We start from the raw sequence: 15,593 nt of genomic DNA, 5'->3' as shown, positions 1-15,593 counted from the left end.
CTCATGGATGAAACATTATTGTGAACAGATTATTTTCCTCACATGTGATGCCTTTCCGCGCCCTCATCGACGCTTGTTGGAAAGAAAAGTACACCTCCGCCCGCTTCACGCGTGACCTGATCGCCGGGATCACCGTCGGGATCATTGCGATTCCGCTGGCGATGGCGCTGGCGATTGGCAGCGGTGTGCCGCCGCAGTACGGCCTCTATACCTCAGCGGTGGCAGGGATTGTGATCGCCTTGACCGGCGGGTCACGCTTTAGCGTTTCCGGTCCGACCGCCGCCTTTGTGGTGATCCTCTATCCGGTTTCCCAGCAGTTTGGTCTGGCGGGACTGCTGGTGGCGACGCTGATGTCGGGGATCTTTTTAATCCTCTTTGGCCTGGCGCGCTTTGGCCGCCTGATCGAATATATCCCGCTGTCAGTCACCCTCGGCTTCACCTCGGGGATCGGTATCACCATCGGCACCATGCAGATTAAAGATTTCCTCGGCCTGCAGATGCCCCATGTGCCGGAGCATTATCTGCAGAAAGTGGCGGCGCTGGCGATGGCCCTACCGACCATTAACGTTGGCGATGCCGCCATCGGCGTCGTTACTCTTGGCATTCTGATCCTCTGGCCGCGGCTGGGTATCCGCCTGCCGGGCCACCTCCCGGCGCTGCTGGGCGGCTGCGCGGTCATGCTGGTGGTCAACTTGCTCGGCGGCGATGTCGCGACGATCGGCTCACAGTTCCATTATCAGCTGGCGGACGGCACTCAGGGCAATGGCATTCCGCAGCTGCTGCCGCAGCTGGTATTGCCCTGGGATATGCCGGGCTCAAACTTTACCCTGAGCTGGGCCTCGCTGCAGGCTCTGCTGCCTGCCGCCTTCTCAATGGCGATGCTCGGCGCCATTGAATCTCTGCTGTGCGCGGTGGTGCTTGATGGCATGACCGGCACCAAGCACAAAGCCAATAGCGAGCTGATTGGCCAGGGGCTGGGCAACATTGTCGCGCCGTTCTTCGGCGGGATCACTGCCACCGCGGCGATTGCCCGCTCGGCGGCGAACGTCCGCGCCGGCGCCACATCGCCAGTTGCCGCCGTGATCCACGCCCTGCTGGTGATCCTGGCGCTGCTGATCCTCGCCCCACTGCTCTCCTGGCTGCCGCTGTCGGCGATGGCCGCCCTGCTGCTGATGGTGGCATGGAATATGAGCGAGGCGCATAAAGTCATCAATCTGCTGCGCCACGCGCCGAAGGACGACATCGTGGTGATGCTGATGTGCATGTCGCTAACGGTGCTGTTTGACATGGTGATCGCTATCAGCGTCGGGATCGTGCTGGCTTCGCTGTTGTTTATGCGCCGTATCGCACGCATGACTCATCTGGCGCCGGTCAACGTCGAGGTGCCAGACGATGTGCTGGTGCTGCGGGTAATTGGGCCGCTGTTCTTTGCCGCCGCCGAAGGCTTGTTCAACGATCTGGAGACCCGGATCGCCGGCAAGCGCATCGTGGTGCTGAAATGGGACGCGGTGCCGGTTCTCGACGCCGGTGGCCTGGATGCCTTCCAGCGCTTTGTGAACAAGCTGCCGGAAGGCTGTGAATTGCGCGTATCTAACCTCGAGTTTCAGCCGCTACGCACGCTAGCGCGCGCCGGCGTCAAGCCGCTGCCCGGACGCCTGAGCTTCTACCCCGATCGTCAGGCCGCGCTGGCTGACCTGTGATCACCCGGCGGCAGGTCCCTGCGCCTGCCGCATCAAGGATCCGGTCGCCTGCTGCAGCCAGCTCAGCACTGCCGGCGTCATCCAGGTGCCCTTCATCAAATGCGGCTCCTGCTCCATTGCCCGACGAAACTTCTGCAACGTCTGCGGCCGGGTACCGGCGTAGGACTGAAACAGTTCAAGCCACGCCCGGGCCAGCGCCTGACCCGACGCCGAGTCCGGCGCTACGCCCTCCCGGCACGCCTGATGCAGCTTCGCCACCAGCGCAGGCCACTCCTGTAGCCGGTCAAAATAGTGCTGGCGGGTGAACGCCATCTCTTCTTCGTCAAGGTACCGCGCCCAGATGGCCAGTTTGCTTTCGGCAAAGGCCTCGGTGATATAGGCGATGATTGCCGGCGTGACGCCGGTCTGTTCAACCATCTGCGGCTCGGCGGCATGCATCTCGTTCAGGCGGGTCAGAAACTCCGGACGCCCGGCCGTATCCTGCTCCAGGCGCTCCATCCAGCGCGTCGCCAGACGCATCGCCTGCGGACTGTCCGTCGGGCAGCCGCTCGCCATCAGCGTCTGCACCTCCTCCGTTAGCTCGCGCCACGCCTGCGCCCGCTGTTCATCCTGTGCCGCAAACGGCAGCGCGGCTAACTCCTGTTGACTAAACCAACGATCGTACATTTTCATTAACTCCAGCGTCTGTAGCCAGGACTCCAGATCGGGTTCATTGCCGCTCGCCAGCGCCTCGCGCAGCACCAATAGTCGGTCGCGCAGCCTGCCAACATCGCGTAGCTGGGCGTTGAGCATATCTATCTGCTGCGTCAGCAGCTCGGGCAGCGACAGCGTTTGCCGATCGAGATAGTCCTTGATTGTGGCGAGCGTTAGCCCGGCCTGCGCCAGCGCCTTTATCATATGCAGGCGCTGAACCGCGGACAGGTTATAGAGCCGATAGCCCGCCTCGCTTCTGGCCGAAGGCGTTAACAGCCCCGTCTGTTCATAATGATGCAGCGTACGTACCGTCAGTCCGGCACGCTTCGCCAGCTCTCCCACCTGAATTAACATGACTGCTCCTCTCTGTGGCCAGGACCGCTACTCTGCAGCCTGACGTAACGTCAGGGTCAAGCAAAAACCGCGCTTGCTATTCATTTTTGCTGGCAACCATAGCAGCACGAAGGCCAGGACGGAATGGGGACGTAATATGGCGGGAAAAGAGGAAGAGATAAAGTGAGACACAGAAAAGCGCATCGGCCTTCAGCGGCCGATGCGGGAAATCATGCTACGGTTAGCTGTGACGATGCTGGTTACGACGGCAGCGTTTATCGTAGTGGCGCACCCACCAGTAGCGGTCGCTGACCTGCTCGTGGCCGCCAATACGGGCACCGGCCAGCCAGAGCACTGCGCCAACGAAGATGCTTAGGATTGCGCCATGCGCAAAGAATTGTGGCAGGTTAAGCTGCGGAAGCTGGTTCAGAATGGAGTAACCTACCCCCACAACCATCACCACCAACCCTAACCCCATGAGTACGTTACCGAGTAACGAAGCGTTTTTGCGTTTCATGTGTCACCTCCGGACTTTGGGTTGCCAGGGAATGTCCCCAAATCTTATAGGTGTAGTATAGACAAGGTCTCTTCTGCGGAGTGCGTCCACGATCACATTAGTGAACAGCGAATAGACAAAAATTTACAAATAAGTCTATGAACCATATCAAATTCTAATGATTTAGTGAGTAAATCATCAATGCGGGTATTGTCTAATAGCCAGAATTTTGTCAAGCGCGCCCGCAGACAGTACACTACGCGGCAGAGAATGCCCCATGCAGGATAGAAAACGTGACCATTAAACTGATTGTCGGCCTGGCCAACCCCGGTGCGGAATATGCCGCCACCCGGCACAACGCTGGCGCCTGGTATGTGGATTTACTGGCGGATCGCCATCGTGCGCCGCTGCGCGAAGAGAGCAAATTCTTCGGCTACACCTCGCGCATCAACCTGGCGGGCGAGGACGTCCGCCTGCTGGTCCCCACTACCTTTATGAACCTCAGCGGTAAAGCCGTGGCCGCGATGGCGACCTTTTATCGCATCAACCCGGATGAAATTCTGGTCGCCCATGACGAGCTGGATTTACCGCCGGGCGTGGCGAAATTTAAGCTTGGCGGTAGCCATGGCGGCCACAATGGCCTGAAGGATATCATCAGTAAGCTCGGCAATAACCCGAACTTTCACCGTTTACGCGTCGGAATCGGCCATCCGGGCGACAAAAACAAGGTTGTCGGCTTTGTGCTTGGCAAACCACCGGCCAGCGAGCAGAAACTGATCGATGACGCTGTCGACGAAGCGGCGCGCTGTACCGAAATCTGGTTAAAGGACGGGCTGACCAAAGCGACCAACCGTTTGCACGCCTTTAAGGCGCAATAAGCCGTTGTCGTGCGGCATTTTTGCCGCGCACCGTGTATAATAGGCAAAGCTATTCAATTTTCTGCAATCTGTTCCTTGTAACAGATTGATTATCCAAAGATTAAGGTGATTTAAATCATGGGATTCAAATGCGGTATCGTCGGTTTGCCCAACGTCGGCAAATCCACCCTGTTCAATGCGCTCACCAAAGCGGGTATTGAAGCGGCCAACTTCCCCTTCTGTACCATTGAGCCGAACACCGGTGTCGTACCGATGCCCGATCCGCGTCTGGACAAGCTGGCTGAAATCGTCAAACCGCAGCGCATCCTGCCGACCACCATGGAGTTCGTGGATATCGCGGGCCTGGTGAAAGGCGCGTCCAAAGGTGAAGGTCTTGGCAACCAGTTTCTGACCAACATCCGTGAAACCGAAGCCATCGGCCATGTGGTTCGCTGCTTTGAAAACGATAATATTATTCACGTCGCGGGGAAAGTGAACCCGGCGGAAGATATCGACGTTATCAACACCGAACTGGCGCTGTCTGACCTTGATACCTGCGAACGCGCGATTCACCGCGTCTCCAAAAAAGCCAAAGGCGGCGATAAAGACGCGAAGGTTGAGCTGGCCGCGCTGGAAAAATGCCTGCCGCAGCTGGAAAACGCCGGTATGCTGCGCGCGCTGGATCTGACCAAAGAAGAGAAAGAGGCCATCCGCTATCTGAGCTTCCTGACCCTGAAGCCGACCATGTACATCGCGAACGTCAATGAAGACGGTTTCGAGAACAACCCGTACCTCGATCAGGTTCGCGCCATCGCCGAGCAGGAAGGGTCTGTGGTGGTGCCGGTGTGCGCCGCCGTTGAAGCGGACATCGCCGAGCTGGACGATGAAGAGCGTGACGAGTTTATGGCTGAGCTGGGCCTCGAAGAGCCGGGCCTGAACCGCGTGATCCGCGCCGGTTACGCTCTGCTGAACCTGCAGACCTACTTCACCGCGGGCGTGAAAGAAGTTCGCGCATGGACCATCCCGGTCGGAGCGACCGCGCCGCAGGCAGCCGGTAAGATCCACACCGACTTCGAAAAAGGCTTTATCCGCGCGCAGACCATCGCTTATGAAGACTTCATTGCCTACAAAGGCGAACAGGGCGCGAAAGAAGCCGGTAAAATGCGTGCTGAAGGTAAAGACTACATCGTGAAAGATGGCGATGTGATGAACTTCCTGTTCAACGTCTAATCCCACTGGCTGGCGTTTTCGCCGCCACCGCGCAAAAAAATCCACGCAGCGGCGTGGATTTTTTTTACCCAGGCGACACGCTACTCCACAATATGGGTATCTTCTGCCGCCTCGTAGCCATCAACGATCTGCACAATTTTCTTTAACTCAGCCTCAATAAAAGCCGGGGTAGCGCTTTCCCCTGAGGCCGGGTGATGAAGCTCCACCGATATACCGCTGGCGGCATTGGTCAGCGACAGGCTGATCTCCTGCTGGCCCCGNGAGGACGAAGAACGCCCGATATGCTGCATGATAGCCGCCGCCGCCGCGCGCGTATCAACGTCTGCGAGATGCCCCCATCTCATTTCAACATGCCCCTGCTGCCCTGCCTTTATCACCTGCAGCGTATAGCCGCTTCTTGCCGTTGCCATGCCTTTTCCTCCGATTTAGTTGCCCGGGCGTCACATTATCAGCCCGGTTTTATCAGCCAGGTTCGCGCACCTGCGCCTTGCCGTTAATGACTCTTTTCCACATAGGTCTGCATGTTTTCTTTGGTCACTAACTCAAACGGGATCCAGACATGAGACTCGACCTTTTCTCCTTTAATCAGCTTCAGCGCTACCGCTAAGGCCGTTTTGCCCTGACCGACGGCGTCCTGGAAAACCGTCACCTGAATCTTATCGCTGGCCAGGGCTTTCAGCCCGTCCGGGGTGGCGTCGATCCCGCCGATCAGCAGCTTCTTCTGGCTTTTCTCCAGCGCCATCGCCGCGCCAATCGCCATCTCATCGTTGTTCGCCGCCACAATATCAATCGCTTCTCCGTTGCCCGTCCAGTTCTGCATCAGATCCATGCCCTCGCTGCGGGAATAGTTGGCCGGCTGTTTCTGCACCACTTTCATTGCCGGATACTTGGCCACCACCTGCTCCACATCTTTGGTGCGCTGCAGCGCGCCGGCGTCGGTGAGATTGCCGATCATGATGGCGACGTTGCCTTTGTAGTTCGCCAGCTTCGCCAGCGCCTCCATCTGCAATGTGCCAGACTCCCGCTCGTCCGAACCGACAAACACCACGCCGGGCGGTAACGTTTTATCCCCCGGCGTCCGGTTCACATACACCAGCGGCATTTTGGCCTGCTGCGCCATCTTCGTCAGCTGCGGGGTGCTGGCGGAGTCCACCGGGTCGACGATGATCGCGTCCACGCCGGAGGCGATGAAGCTCTGCACCTGATCGGCCTGGCGTCCGGTGTCGCCGCGGGCGTCTTCAAACTGTACGTCGACGTGGCGGGCTTGAGCTTCTTTCTCAATGGACTGGCGGATAATAGTGAGAAAGTTTTGATCGAAGTAGGCCATTGAGACGCCGATCTTCTCTGCTAATGCCGAAGCGGAACTGGCCAGAAGGCCTACTAACAGGATGATTTTACAGTGCTTCATAGTATGCCCTCAGAGATCGAAATAAAATTTTCAATACAACTACAAACGGTATATTTAAATCATTTTCAGACTACGAAGGGCGTTCGGTTCTTGCAATATTGATGTAAAGAAAATGTTGCCATGCGCACACTTTATTTCACCGCCTCACTCACCGAGGGCTCACCGGTTGCGGGGAGCGCAGCGGTCGGCGACGCCGGCTGTTTTCGCTTCAGCAGGGCATACTCCACTATCAGCTGTTGCAGATGCAGCTCCGCGAGGCTTCCCCGCGCGGCTGGCCAGGGTTGATCAACCGGAAGCGCGGCCAGCTGGCGCAGCTGCTCCTCCAGCGGAACAGCTCGGTTAAACGACTGTGTGATGGCAAATACTGCGGTTTTCAGTTCGCTCACCGTCAGGTACTTCCCCTTCTGCTCGTCGAGGGCATTGAGCTGGTCGGCGAGCCGCTGCAGCTGCAGCATGCCCTCCGACCAGCCGGTAAGGTTTTCCGCGGGCAATGCGCCAGCACTCAGCTGCTGCCGCCACTGCTGCGCCAGCGGTTGCGCCTGATCCGGCCAGCGGATAAGGGCCTGGTGGACCAGCTGGTCGCCGTAGCTGACCGCCCAGTCCGGCGCCAGGCGGGCAAGCTCGCCAAGCTGGCGCTGCGTCTGTGGCAGATCAACCGGCCCCGGGGGCGTTGTCGCCGGCAGGCCCGGTATCGGTCCGGCATTTTGGGTGACCGAAATGGGCGGCAAGTCGGACTGACGCAGCGCCAGCCATCCGCCGACGGCGATACCCGTTACCGCCAGCATGGTAACCATCCCGGCGATAAACGGCTTCCAGCGCGGCGCGGCTGCCGGAGTAGACGCCGCCACCGGCGCGGGCCGCTTTGCAGGTGAAGGCGGAGCCAGCGGCTCAGCCTTTGGTCTACGTTTTAGGTCTGGCACTGGCTCAGCCTTCGCCGCATCCTCTTCGCTGACCAGAGTGCCGGGAAGTTCCGCGTCAGACACCGCCACCGGCGGCGCGGTGGGAAGCGCTGGCGCAGGGTCGAGGCTCTCGAAGCGAGTTGCCGTGCTGTGCAGTAGCGCCCGCAGGTCGCTCAGCTGGTTTTCAGGAGCGATCTCAAGGCGCTGGAGCACTGCGTCGAAGCTTTGCAGCGAACGTTCAGCCTGCTCAAGCGAATCAACATCCTCTGGGGTAAGATTCAGGGTACGGATCACCTGCCGCAGCCGCTTGCTCAGGGTGCGGAAGATCTCTGTCCGGGCCGGGAGCGCCTGTGGCCACAGGTTTTTCCCCTGACGAACCAGCAGCGACTCCATAAGCGTCAGCCCCTCATTGATCCCTGCCACCCCGCCCAGCCGGGCGCGGGCCAGGGTATACCAGGCGACAGTCTGCAGGTCCGCGCCGTGATGCTCCAACAGCCCGCGGGCAAGCTGCTCGGCATACGGCCAGTTAATATCCGGCCGCGCCGGGTGGCTGAGCTTGTTCATTTCCGCACGCAGGGCCATAAAATCAGCCAGCGTGCGCGGGTCGCCACCGGCTTTATAGTGACGGTCGTGGTGTGTTGTCATCATGATGTCTTTCAGCGAGAGATTAGAGGGCGGAGCGGGCGTCAAGGTACTGCTGACGTTTGAGGTGGCGGATCAACACCCTGCCCTCGGGCATAAACTCCGTGCCGTAACGCACCAGGCCAATATCCTTCAGCTCCGCATCAATGGCATAGCGCAGTTCGCCGGGCGCATGCTGATCGAGCATCACCACCGCGATCCGCTGCAGGCGCGGTTCGTATTTCAGCAACACCGCCGACAACGTGCTCATCAGCTGGTGCGCCGACGCTGGCATCCCCTGGAGGATAGCGGTCATATCCGGCAGGCCGTAGTCCGGCAGATGCGCCAGCGTTCCGGCCCGACAGTTGAGGATGCGCTGCATGTTATCGAGCACCGACAGGATGACCTGATCCGTTTCGCTGACAGTATTCAGGTCAAGCCCGCCGGCGAAATTGCCGTACAGGATGTCATACAGGGAGGGACGAGGCATTTTCACTTCTCCTTAAACGGGTGCAGCGTCAGTTGATTTTGGCTGGCTTCGATAATGCGCGGCCTCGCCGGATCAAGTTCGTCCCGGGTGAGTACCAGCCGCCAGCTGTTTTGCGTCAGGTCTGGATCGATAAACATGGCCGCCACCGCCACAAACTGCGCGCTGGTTTCCATGGGCATATCGACGGTCACCGATTCGCCCGGACGCAGGCGAACATCTTTTTCCGCCACCCGGTCCGCCTGCAGCGCCTGGCCATCGCCGGCAAACAGCGACGGGTAGTCAGTATTGTCGAACGCTTGCCGGTCCTTCAGCTGATAAATACGCACCACCGTCGCCAGGGAGGCGCCTTTGGCGTTGTTATTCACGCCTTCCCGGGCGCGAAGATCCAGATGCAGGGTTTTCACCTGGGGGTAAAAAATGGACTGGGTCACGGAAACGGCGCCGTCTTTCACGGTCTGCGTCAGGCCGCAGCCGGTTAAGAGGGTAACCATGAGGAATGCCAGCAACCTGGCGGAGGGTTTAACTGCGGTAATCGCCATCTTCATCGCTCTCCCTGCGGTGGATATTTTCCCGGACGCGCTGATAGCGCCCCAGATAAATCGTGACTCTGTCGTCAGCCTGTTTCTGCGCATCCAGAGGACGCAGCACAGCGGTACGGCCGAGCTGGACGGCATGCTCCTGCTGGCAGCAAAGTTGCGCATCCGGCAGTAAATGGCGGGCGACGCAAAGCTGCAGCCGCACGTCAAGATGAGATCCGAGCCAGACGTGCAGAAGCGCCATCAGGTCGCTGAACAGTTCGCCGCCGGGCAGCCAGCCGCGAACCTCATCAGGCTTTTCCGTGGCCAGCTGCAGCAATACCTGACCGTTCACATCCGTGGCGTGGGTTCCCATCACTGGCCTATGTTGCAGGCTAACCGGCTGACGGACGCTCATCGTTAACGGCTGCGACAAGGGGATCCGGCAGGGATCGTGGTGGTACACCGTCGCCCGGGTCCCCGGGGCCAGGAGCGCCACCAGCGCCTCCATGCCTTCCCCGGATCTCCCCGGCAGCATCATCACCGGCAGCAGCGCCAGAAATCGCGACAGCGGCGCTGCGGCAACGGCGGCACATCCCGGTATACCCAGCCCCGCCAGGCCCAGCAGATACTGCGAGATGTTGTCCGTGCCGCCCGCCCGAAAGGTTGCCGGGTAGGAATATTTGCGCCAGATACGGTAATACTGGGCGATCAGCCGATGGTTAAAGATATCGAGGAAATCCTCGGTGGCCTCGACGCCTTCCCGCCGTTGCGCAATGTCATCGCTATAGTGGGTCGGCAGCGGGGATTCCACGCCGTAGAGTCCCATAAAAGTCACGCGAACCGCCGGCGAACGGGGCGGTTCAGGATCGTCCATTCCACGGATTTCGCCAGCCGGAAAGCCCATCCCCGGATGCGGGCGAAAGCGTATGGGTTCATCACCTACTAGCCAGCCGCTGCCGATGATCGGCGCCTTCGGATGGTTCTTCTCCAGCAACTGGCAGAAGCGGTAAAAATTCATGTACGGCAACTGAGGCCGGAGCTGCGCCATCAGCCGGGCAGGCGCAGACTGTGATTCTCTTTCCACCGGATACATTTCCCTTCAGGTTGAACAATGAGCGTCAGCTGGTTGAACTGATTCATATCGGCATACAGTGCGAAAAAGCGGTTGAGCATGTCGCCAAACAGGTGGACATCGCCCGCACCGGTAAATCCGCTACCGTCGAGCGTCACTTCAATATCCAGCCCGCGCAGCAGGAAACCCTGCTCGAAACGCTGAATTCGGTGATGGCTGACCGCCAGAATGGCGTCCAGACGGCGATTATTGAGCTCATCCTCCCGCCAGTTGTAGAGCGACAGCGTGCCGCGCAGCACCTCGGCGCTGCTCATCATGTTGAGAAAACGGGTGCCCAGATGGCTCATGACCCGCCAGTGGTAGCGGTCTTCCGCCGGGGGATAGGCCGGCAGCGTGGGCTTACAGAGATTGCGGACGGTAAGCGGCGTGGCTGATATCGACTCACAGCGATCCAGCAGCGTGCTCTGTAGCGCCCGGCGCGGCAGCTGGCCGTTAGTGCCGGTGATGCGCAAGGAGACCGTTTCCCGCGCCAGCTCCCGGTCAGCCTCCCATTGCTGTCCGCCGAGGATAAGCCAGGTATCGTGCATGCCGGTTACGCCCCGTTTTACGCGGGTGTGGTAGTAGCGCTCCGGCGCATGGCGACGCATCATTCCCCCCTGGTGACGAAAGCGGGTGAAAGGCACATAGCGTGCCTCCCCGGTGCGCCCGGAGCCGGTCACGCTGTCAACAGAATAGATTTCGGTATGCCCGTCCTGCAGGCGCTTCGGACGCAGGAGATATTCGCTCTCCAGCCCGCTGATGGTCAACGGATCGGCCTCAAGGGTAAACAGGTTAATCACCGGCACACAGTGCAGGCGCAGGCTGCTTGCGCTGACGGGTAGATCACTTTGCCAGACCTCGCTGAACACCACCTCAAGCGTGAAATGCGATATCCCCGCCGGCAGGGTGATGTTTTCCAGGCCATTTAGCTGCACGAACATAAATTTTTCGCGAAAGGTGAAATACTCGAGCAGCAGCTGATAGCCGCTGAAAGCGCTCTCCCCCTTCGGCCATAAACGATCCTCCTCGCTGAATCCCCCCGGGGAAAAATAGCCGTCGAGGCTTACCCGCTCTGTCTGACCCGGCAGACGCAGGTACAGCGCGGCCTGGCGTCGGGTCAGCCACAGATGGAGGGCGCTGCCGGTAACAGCGTCTTCCCCCAGGTACAGCGCCAGGCGGCGGAGATCGGTCTGCGACCAGTCAGCCAGCTCGCTACAGGCGAATCGTAGTCGCAGGGCCGAACGTCCGTCCGGCTCCGCCGTCATCACCGCCTCCTCTATCGCCAGCGGGTTAAGCGTCAGATCGCGGGTGGTTCGGTACCGGCACACGGTATTTTTCGGCCCCAGTGGGCGGGAGCTAATCTCAAACCCGGCGGGCACCGTTTCCGCCATCTTCATCGCCGGCAGCGTTGGGGTCAGCGCCACGATCGATAGCGATGGAATAGTGCGCAAATAGTGCGGCCACAGCATGCTGACCAGCCCCTCGGTCAGCTCCGGCAGATCATCATCAATTTTTTCGCGCAAGCGACCTACGGAAAAGGCAAAGCCTTCAAACAGGCGCTCAACGTAAGGGTCCGGCGTACCGGCTTTATCGAGATCCAGCATCGCCGCCCGATCGGGGTGAGCCTGCGCGAACGCTTTTGCCGCCTCGCGCAGGTAGCGCATTTCAGCATCAAAATATCGCAGGGTTAAATCGTCCATTATGAATATTCCCTTATTCGTCTACAGGGAGACACGCAGCATGGCTGCGCGGTCAGATTAGTTGGCCGTCGGGCGGCCATGAGCGAAGGAGGCCTGGCGTTGCAGGTTAACGCCAATCAGTGAGGGAGAAGGTTCAGTATCCCTCTTCGCCGGGTATATCGTCGGTCAGCGGAACACGTTCAGCAGACGCGCGCACGCTGAATATCGTCTCCGGTAGCGTAAAGTTTCGCAGCGCCAGCAGCGCCAGCGGTCCTTCCCCCGCCTCGGTACGCAGCGTGTAGTTCAGCAACAGACCATCCGGCGCTTTCCAGCTCAGGCTCCAGCTGCTGCTCGTTCCGGGATAAGCGCTGACCACCGCCTTATCCAGCAGACGGATCCACCCCCAGGCGCCCGGGAAATCGCCATACTGGCGGGTGCCCGCCCGGGTACTGATCCAGCTCAGACTGGCGCCCGGCGCTTCGGTGTCAGCGGGCCAGCTGAACCGCCGCCAGACCGGCATCTGGTTCATATAGACAAGTTTCTGATTGTCGATGACCAGCTCCGTCTGCATCACGCCGTCCGCGGTGCCGGGACGTAGCGCAAAATGCAATCCCGCTTCGCCGTTGGCGAACGCGACGTCGGAGAGATGGCTCAGGGTATTCATCGCCTGCAGAAAGGCCGGGTTAAACGTCAGCCCCTGAGCATTGATACTGTCCGCCATCCAGCGGCTCCCCTCTTTATGCAGCACGCCGTTCAGCCGGGTCTGCAGAAAGCGGGCGATGCGCCCGGTCTCGCTGTCGAGGTATTTTGCCAGCAGCGGCAGAGAGACTTCACTGCTGGTATTTTTAAAGGGGTAGCGACCGCCAAAAGCGCTATTCCAGTCCTCCACCACCGCGCTGCGCCACTGGGCGTTGAGACTTTCCGCCGCCGGGGTCAGCACCTGCTGCCAGGCCTGTTCCATCGGGCGAACAAACAGCGTTTGCCCAAATCCACTCCACTCCTGGCCCAGCCCCGCCGCCACCAGGCTGCCGTAGTCGCGCGTTTCGGTTAAATCCACGGCCTTGCCCTGGAATACCGTCTGCGCAAGCAACCGGGTCATCGCCTGCGGATCGGTGGCGTTGGTGACCTGCTGCAGGCGCAGACGCACCTGGGTGACGCGGGTCAGGAAGGTCTGCAGGCTAAGACGGCTGGTGGGTGTCCCGCCGTCGCGATTGTCCAGCAGCGCCAGTACGGGCCCGAAGGTGGCATCCAGAGGACCGCGCGAGCCGGACTGCTGATCGATGGCGGGTGGGTTGTCACGGTTGAACAGCTGCCTGGCCGATTTGACCAGCGAATCGGCGATGGCTTCCCCGGTCTGGCCGGTTCGCCCCTGCACGCTCAGGGTGTTCATCAGCGCCACCAGCGGCGACTGGCGCACATCGGCCATCAGGGTCAGCTGGTCAATGGCATCAGAGAGGGTCGCCGCGCGCTGCCAGCGCAAACTGTTGAGGAAATCCAGCCAGGCGCCGCTAAAATCAGCGAAATAACGCTCCGCCAGCCTGGCTCGCAGAGCTTCCGGCGACGTCGACTGCGCGGCAGGCTGCTTCGTGTCGCTCAGCACCCAGTCCATTTCATCGCGGCGTTCCGCGACCACTTTCTCAATGGCCGGCTGCACGGCCTGCTCCCAGGCCTGACGGGTAAACATGCCCGGCACCACCTCATCAGTGCTGAACAGACGCGAAGCATCGGTGTCGGCAGTCATATCCGCCAGGCGCATATCGGCATACTGATTCGCCACCTGCGCGAGCATCTTCTGGTAAAGCGTGGACTCACTGTTGCGCTGGCCCATCTGTCGAATTAACCGTGTGCGCACCTGGCTGACCAGACCGTCATCGACAGGCAGACGCCACTGCGGATGCGACGCCAGACTGGCGGCATAAAATGCCAGCAGCGAAGGGCCGCTGCCCTGCCAGACGGCGTCGGCGATGCCTGAGCGCTGCGGCCAGTCCTGCATTAGCGTAGTGGCGAACCACGCGGCGTCCATTTTTTCCGGGCGGGTCAACATCAGATATTGTTTCAGTTGTCCGTAAGCGGTCTTCGTCATCTTCTCACGCAGTGGGCTGTCCGGCGGCAGCTGCACGAAGGCGGTGAGCTGCTCTTCCAGATGATGCGCCGCCGCATCGCGCAGCAGCGGCTGCGCCCTCTCTCCGTAGCGCGGGAACAGCGCCGCCAGCAGGTCATCGTTCTGACTGAGGCCAGCGCGGAGGTACCACGGCGCGCCGTGCTGCGAGCGGTATTCCAGTTGAGAAAGCGTTTTCTGTAACGCGGAGAGCGCATGAAGGCGTACGGCCAGCGGCTGTTTTCCCGCCGAGGCCTGCTGCACCTGCTGCTGTGCGGTCGTAACCAGCTCGCGGTTGGCGATAAAAGAGACCAGCAGAGTGGCGGCCCAAAATAACATCAGGGCGGCAGTTGCCACGCTCATCCCACGCATCCAGTTGACTCCCTGTTTGCGCGGACGTAGACCTGCGGGTAATTCCGTCATCCTGTCCGGCAGAATATCCCAGCGGTTATCCCGGCCCCAGTGATGGCTGATGCTGCGGCCGGCCTCCGCCGACGGCGCGCTGAACACCACTCCGGCCAGCGGCTGCGGGCGGTAAGGATTAAGCAATACCGATAACGGCTCCGTCACCGTTTCCGGTTTACGGGTCAACTGATCGGCCAGCGCGAGTAAAAAATTGTGCTGTGGCTGACCGCAGACCTGCTGTATGCCTTGCGCGGTCAGCTGCGGTATCAGCCCGGTAAGCTGTCCGGCGAGCGTCTGCGGTGAACAATTCGCAGGCAACAGGCACCCCACTGGCTGGGTGACGCGCCCGGCCTGTTCTCCGGCGCGCGGATGCAGCGACCAGACGTACAGTGGCAGCTTCCAGCCCAGAGCCTCATAGCGAAGCTTTAAAGCATGAGACACGCTATCCATTGCATCTGGCGTGAGACCTGAGGTTGCGCTGTTTTCCGTTGCCGGCAGAACGTCCAGCGCTGAGGTCACCCAGACCATTCCGTCCACCGCACGGCGGCGCAGTTTACGCAACACAGCCAGCCAGTCTGCATCGGCCGGAGTCGCAGGATCACCACCCCACAGCAGCACAGTCCCCCGGTCTTCCTGCCAGAGTTCCCTGGTGAGTTTTGGGGCCAGTTGTTCCACATCACTGACTGAGCCGGTCATCAGCAGGATACGGACTTTGCTATGCCAGAAATGACCGTAAGTATGTCGCAGAACTTGTTGTACGTCGTTTATTATCTTTTTACTTATGTCTACCTGTTTCAAATGAGCACTATTGTTTGACCAAGTATTCTGTTTATCATTTAACTTATGGAAAAAACGCAATCTTGATGCAAACGCAACAAGTGAGTACCGACTGACTAGCAACAAAGAGAGGAAAACAGGAACTGCGAAAATAGTACAGAGCACCCGAAATTTTTCTGCTGGTTCCATCCATCCCAGGGATGGTCCCCACAGGTAATATAGTAGAAACAAAATAACAGTAATAATAACGACAAAAAAACGCCAGAAAATTTAATAAG

13 protein-coding genes are annotated in these 15,593 nt (G+C 59.8%); 3 read left to right on the top strand and 10 right to left on the bottom strand.

Annotation, left to right across the window (positions count from 1 at the left end; all coding sequences use genetic code 11):
• Positions 1-20 precede the first annotated feature (20 nt).
• Positions 21-1,700, top strand: a complete 1,680-nt coding sequence (gene dauA / locus HMPREF1024_RS23035) for a C4-dicarboxylic acid transporter DauA (protein WP_004189412.1) — start codon at positions 21-23, stop codon at positions 1,698-1,700.
• Here dauA and HMPREF1024_RS23040 read toward each other — a convergent pair whose 3' ends face one another.
• Both HMPREF1024_RS23040 and ychH read right to left on the bottom strand, forming a co-directional pair.
• The gene (locus HMPREF1024_RS23040; RefSeq protein ID WP_004175547.1) at positions 1,701-2,747 is read right to left on the bottom strand and encodes a MerR family transcriptional regulator; all 1,047 of its coding nucleotides are present in this window, start codon (positions 2,745-2,747) and stop codon (positions 1,701-1,703) included.
• Positions 2,748-2,967: 220 nt separating this feature from the next.
• The gene (ychH, locus tag HMPREF1024_RS23045; protein ID WP_002910437.1) at positions 2,968-3,243 is read right to left on the bottom strand and encodes a stress-induced protein YchH; all 276 of its coding nucleotides are present in this window, start codon (positions 3,241-3,243) and stop codon (positions 2,968-2,970) included.
• A 272-nt stretch (positions 3,244-3,515) separates the two neighbouring features.
• Here ychH and pth point away from each other — a divergent pair, with 272 nt between their 5' ends.
• The gene (gene pth / locus HMPREF1024_RS23050) at positions 3,516-4,100 is read left to right on the top strand and encodes an aminoacyl-tRNA hydrolase (RefSeq protein WP_009307591.1); all 585 of its coding nucleotides are present in this window, start codon (positions 3,516-3,518) and stop codon (positions 4,098-4,100) included.
• A gap of 117 nt (positions 4,101-4,217) precedes the next feature.
• A complete protein-coding gene (gene ychF / locus HMPREF1024_RS23055; protein WP_002910443.1) occupies positions 4,218-5,309 on the top strand; it encodes a redox-regulated ATPase YchF in 1,092 nt (363 codons plus the stop codon).
• An 80-nt stretch (positions 5,310-5,389) separates the two neighbouring features.
• On the opposite strand, the gene HMPREF1024_RS23060 is transcribed toward ychF, so the two are convergent.
• The 8 genes from HMPREF1024_RS23060 to HMPREF1024_RS23095 form a co-directional block, all read right to left on the bottom strand.
• Positions 5,390-5,719 (bottom strand): DUF1869 domain-containing protein, encoded by a 330-nt coding sequence (locus HMPREF1024_RS23060; protein WP_004145442.1) that lies wholly within the window; start codon positions 5,717-5,719, stop codon positions 5,390-5,392.
• Positions 5,720-5,802: 83 nt separating this feature from the next.
• Positions 5,803-6,717, bottom strand: a complete 915-nt coding sequence (locus HMPREF1024_RS23065) for a sugar ABC transporter substrate-binding protein (protein WP_002910453.1) — start codon at positions 6,715-6,717, stop codon at positions 5,803-5,805.
• Positions 6,718-6,848: 131 nt separating this feature from the next.
• Positions 6,849-8,264: a VasL domain-containing protein gene (locus tag HMPREF1024_RS23070; protein WP_009307590.1), complete on the bottom strand. Its 1,416-nt coding sequence runs from the start codon at positions 8,262-8,264 to the stop codon at positions 6,849-6,851.
• 19 nt (positions 8,265-8,283) lie between these two features.
• Positions 8,284-8,727: a type VI secretion system baseplate subunit TssE gene (gene tssE / locus HMPREF1024_RS23075; protein ID WP_004152261.1), complete on the bottom strand. Its 444-nt coding sequence runs from the start codon at positions 8,725-8,727 to the stop codon at positions 8,284-8,286.
• Between the two features lie 2 nt (positions 8,728-8,729).
• Positions 8,730-9,266: a type VI secretion system lipoprotein TssJ gene (gene tssJ, locus HMPREF1024_RS23080; protein WP_004184604.1), complete on the bottom strand. Its 537-nt coding sequence runs from the start codon at positions 9,264-9,266 to the stop codon at positions 8,730-8,732.
• A complete protein-coding gene (gene tssG, locus HMPREF1024_RS23085) occupies positions 9,247-10,263 on the bottom strand; it encodes a type VI secretion system baseplate subunit TssG (protein ID WP_004152910.1) in 1,017 nt (338 codons plus the stop codon). Before tssG ends, tssJ begins: the two co-directional genes overlap by 20 nt.
• Positions 10,264-10,292: 29 nt before the next feature.
• The gene (gene tssF, locus HMPREF1024_RS23090) at positions 10,293-12,056 is read right to left on the bottom strand and encodes a type VI secretion system baseplate subunit TssF (RefSeq protein WP_004148784.1); all 1,764 of its coding nucleotides are present in this window, start codon (positions 12,054-12,056) and stop codon (positions 10,293-10,295) included.
• 133 nt (positions 12,057-12,189) lie between these two features.
• Positions 12,190-15,585 (bottom strand): ImcF-related family protein, encoded by a 3,396-nt coding sequence (locus HMPREF1024_RS23095; protein WP_187079288.1) that lies wholly within the window; start codon positions 15,583-15,585, stop codon positions 12,190-12,192.
• Between the last annotated feature and the right edge of the window lie 8 nt (positions 15,586-15,593).

It is taken from the genome of Klebsiella sp. 4_1_44FAA, from assembly GCF_000238715.1.
Classification (GTDB): domain Bacteria; phylum Pseudomonadota; class Gammaproteobacteria; order Enterobacterales; family Enterobacteriaceae; genus Klebsiella; species Klebsiella pneumoniae.
Note: the sequence above shows the minus strand (reverse complement) of the source record. Positions and strands in the feature narration are given on the sequence as shown.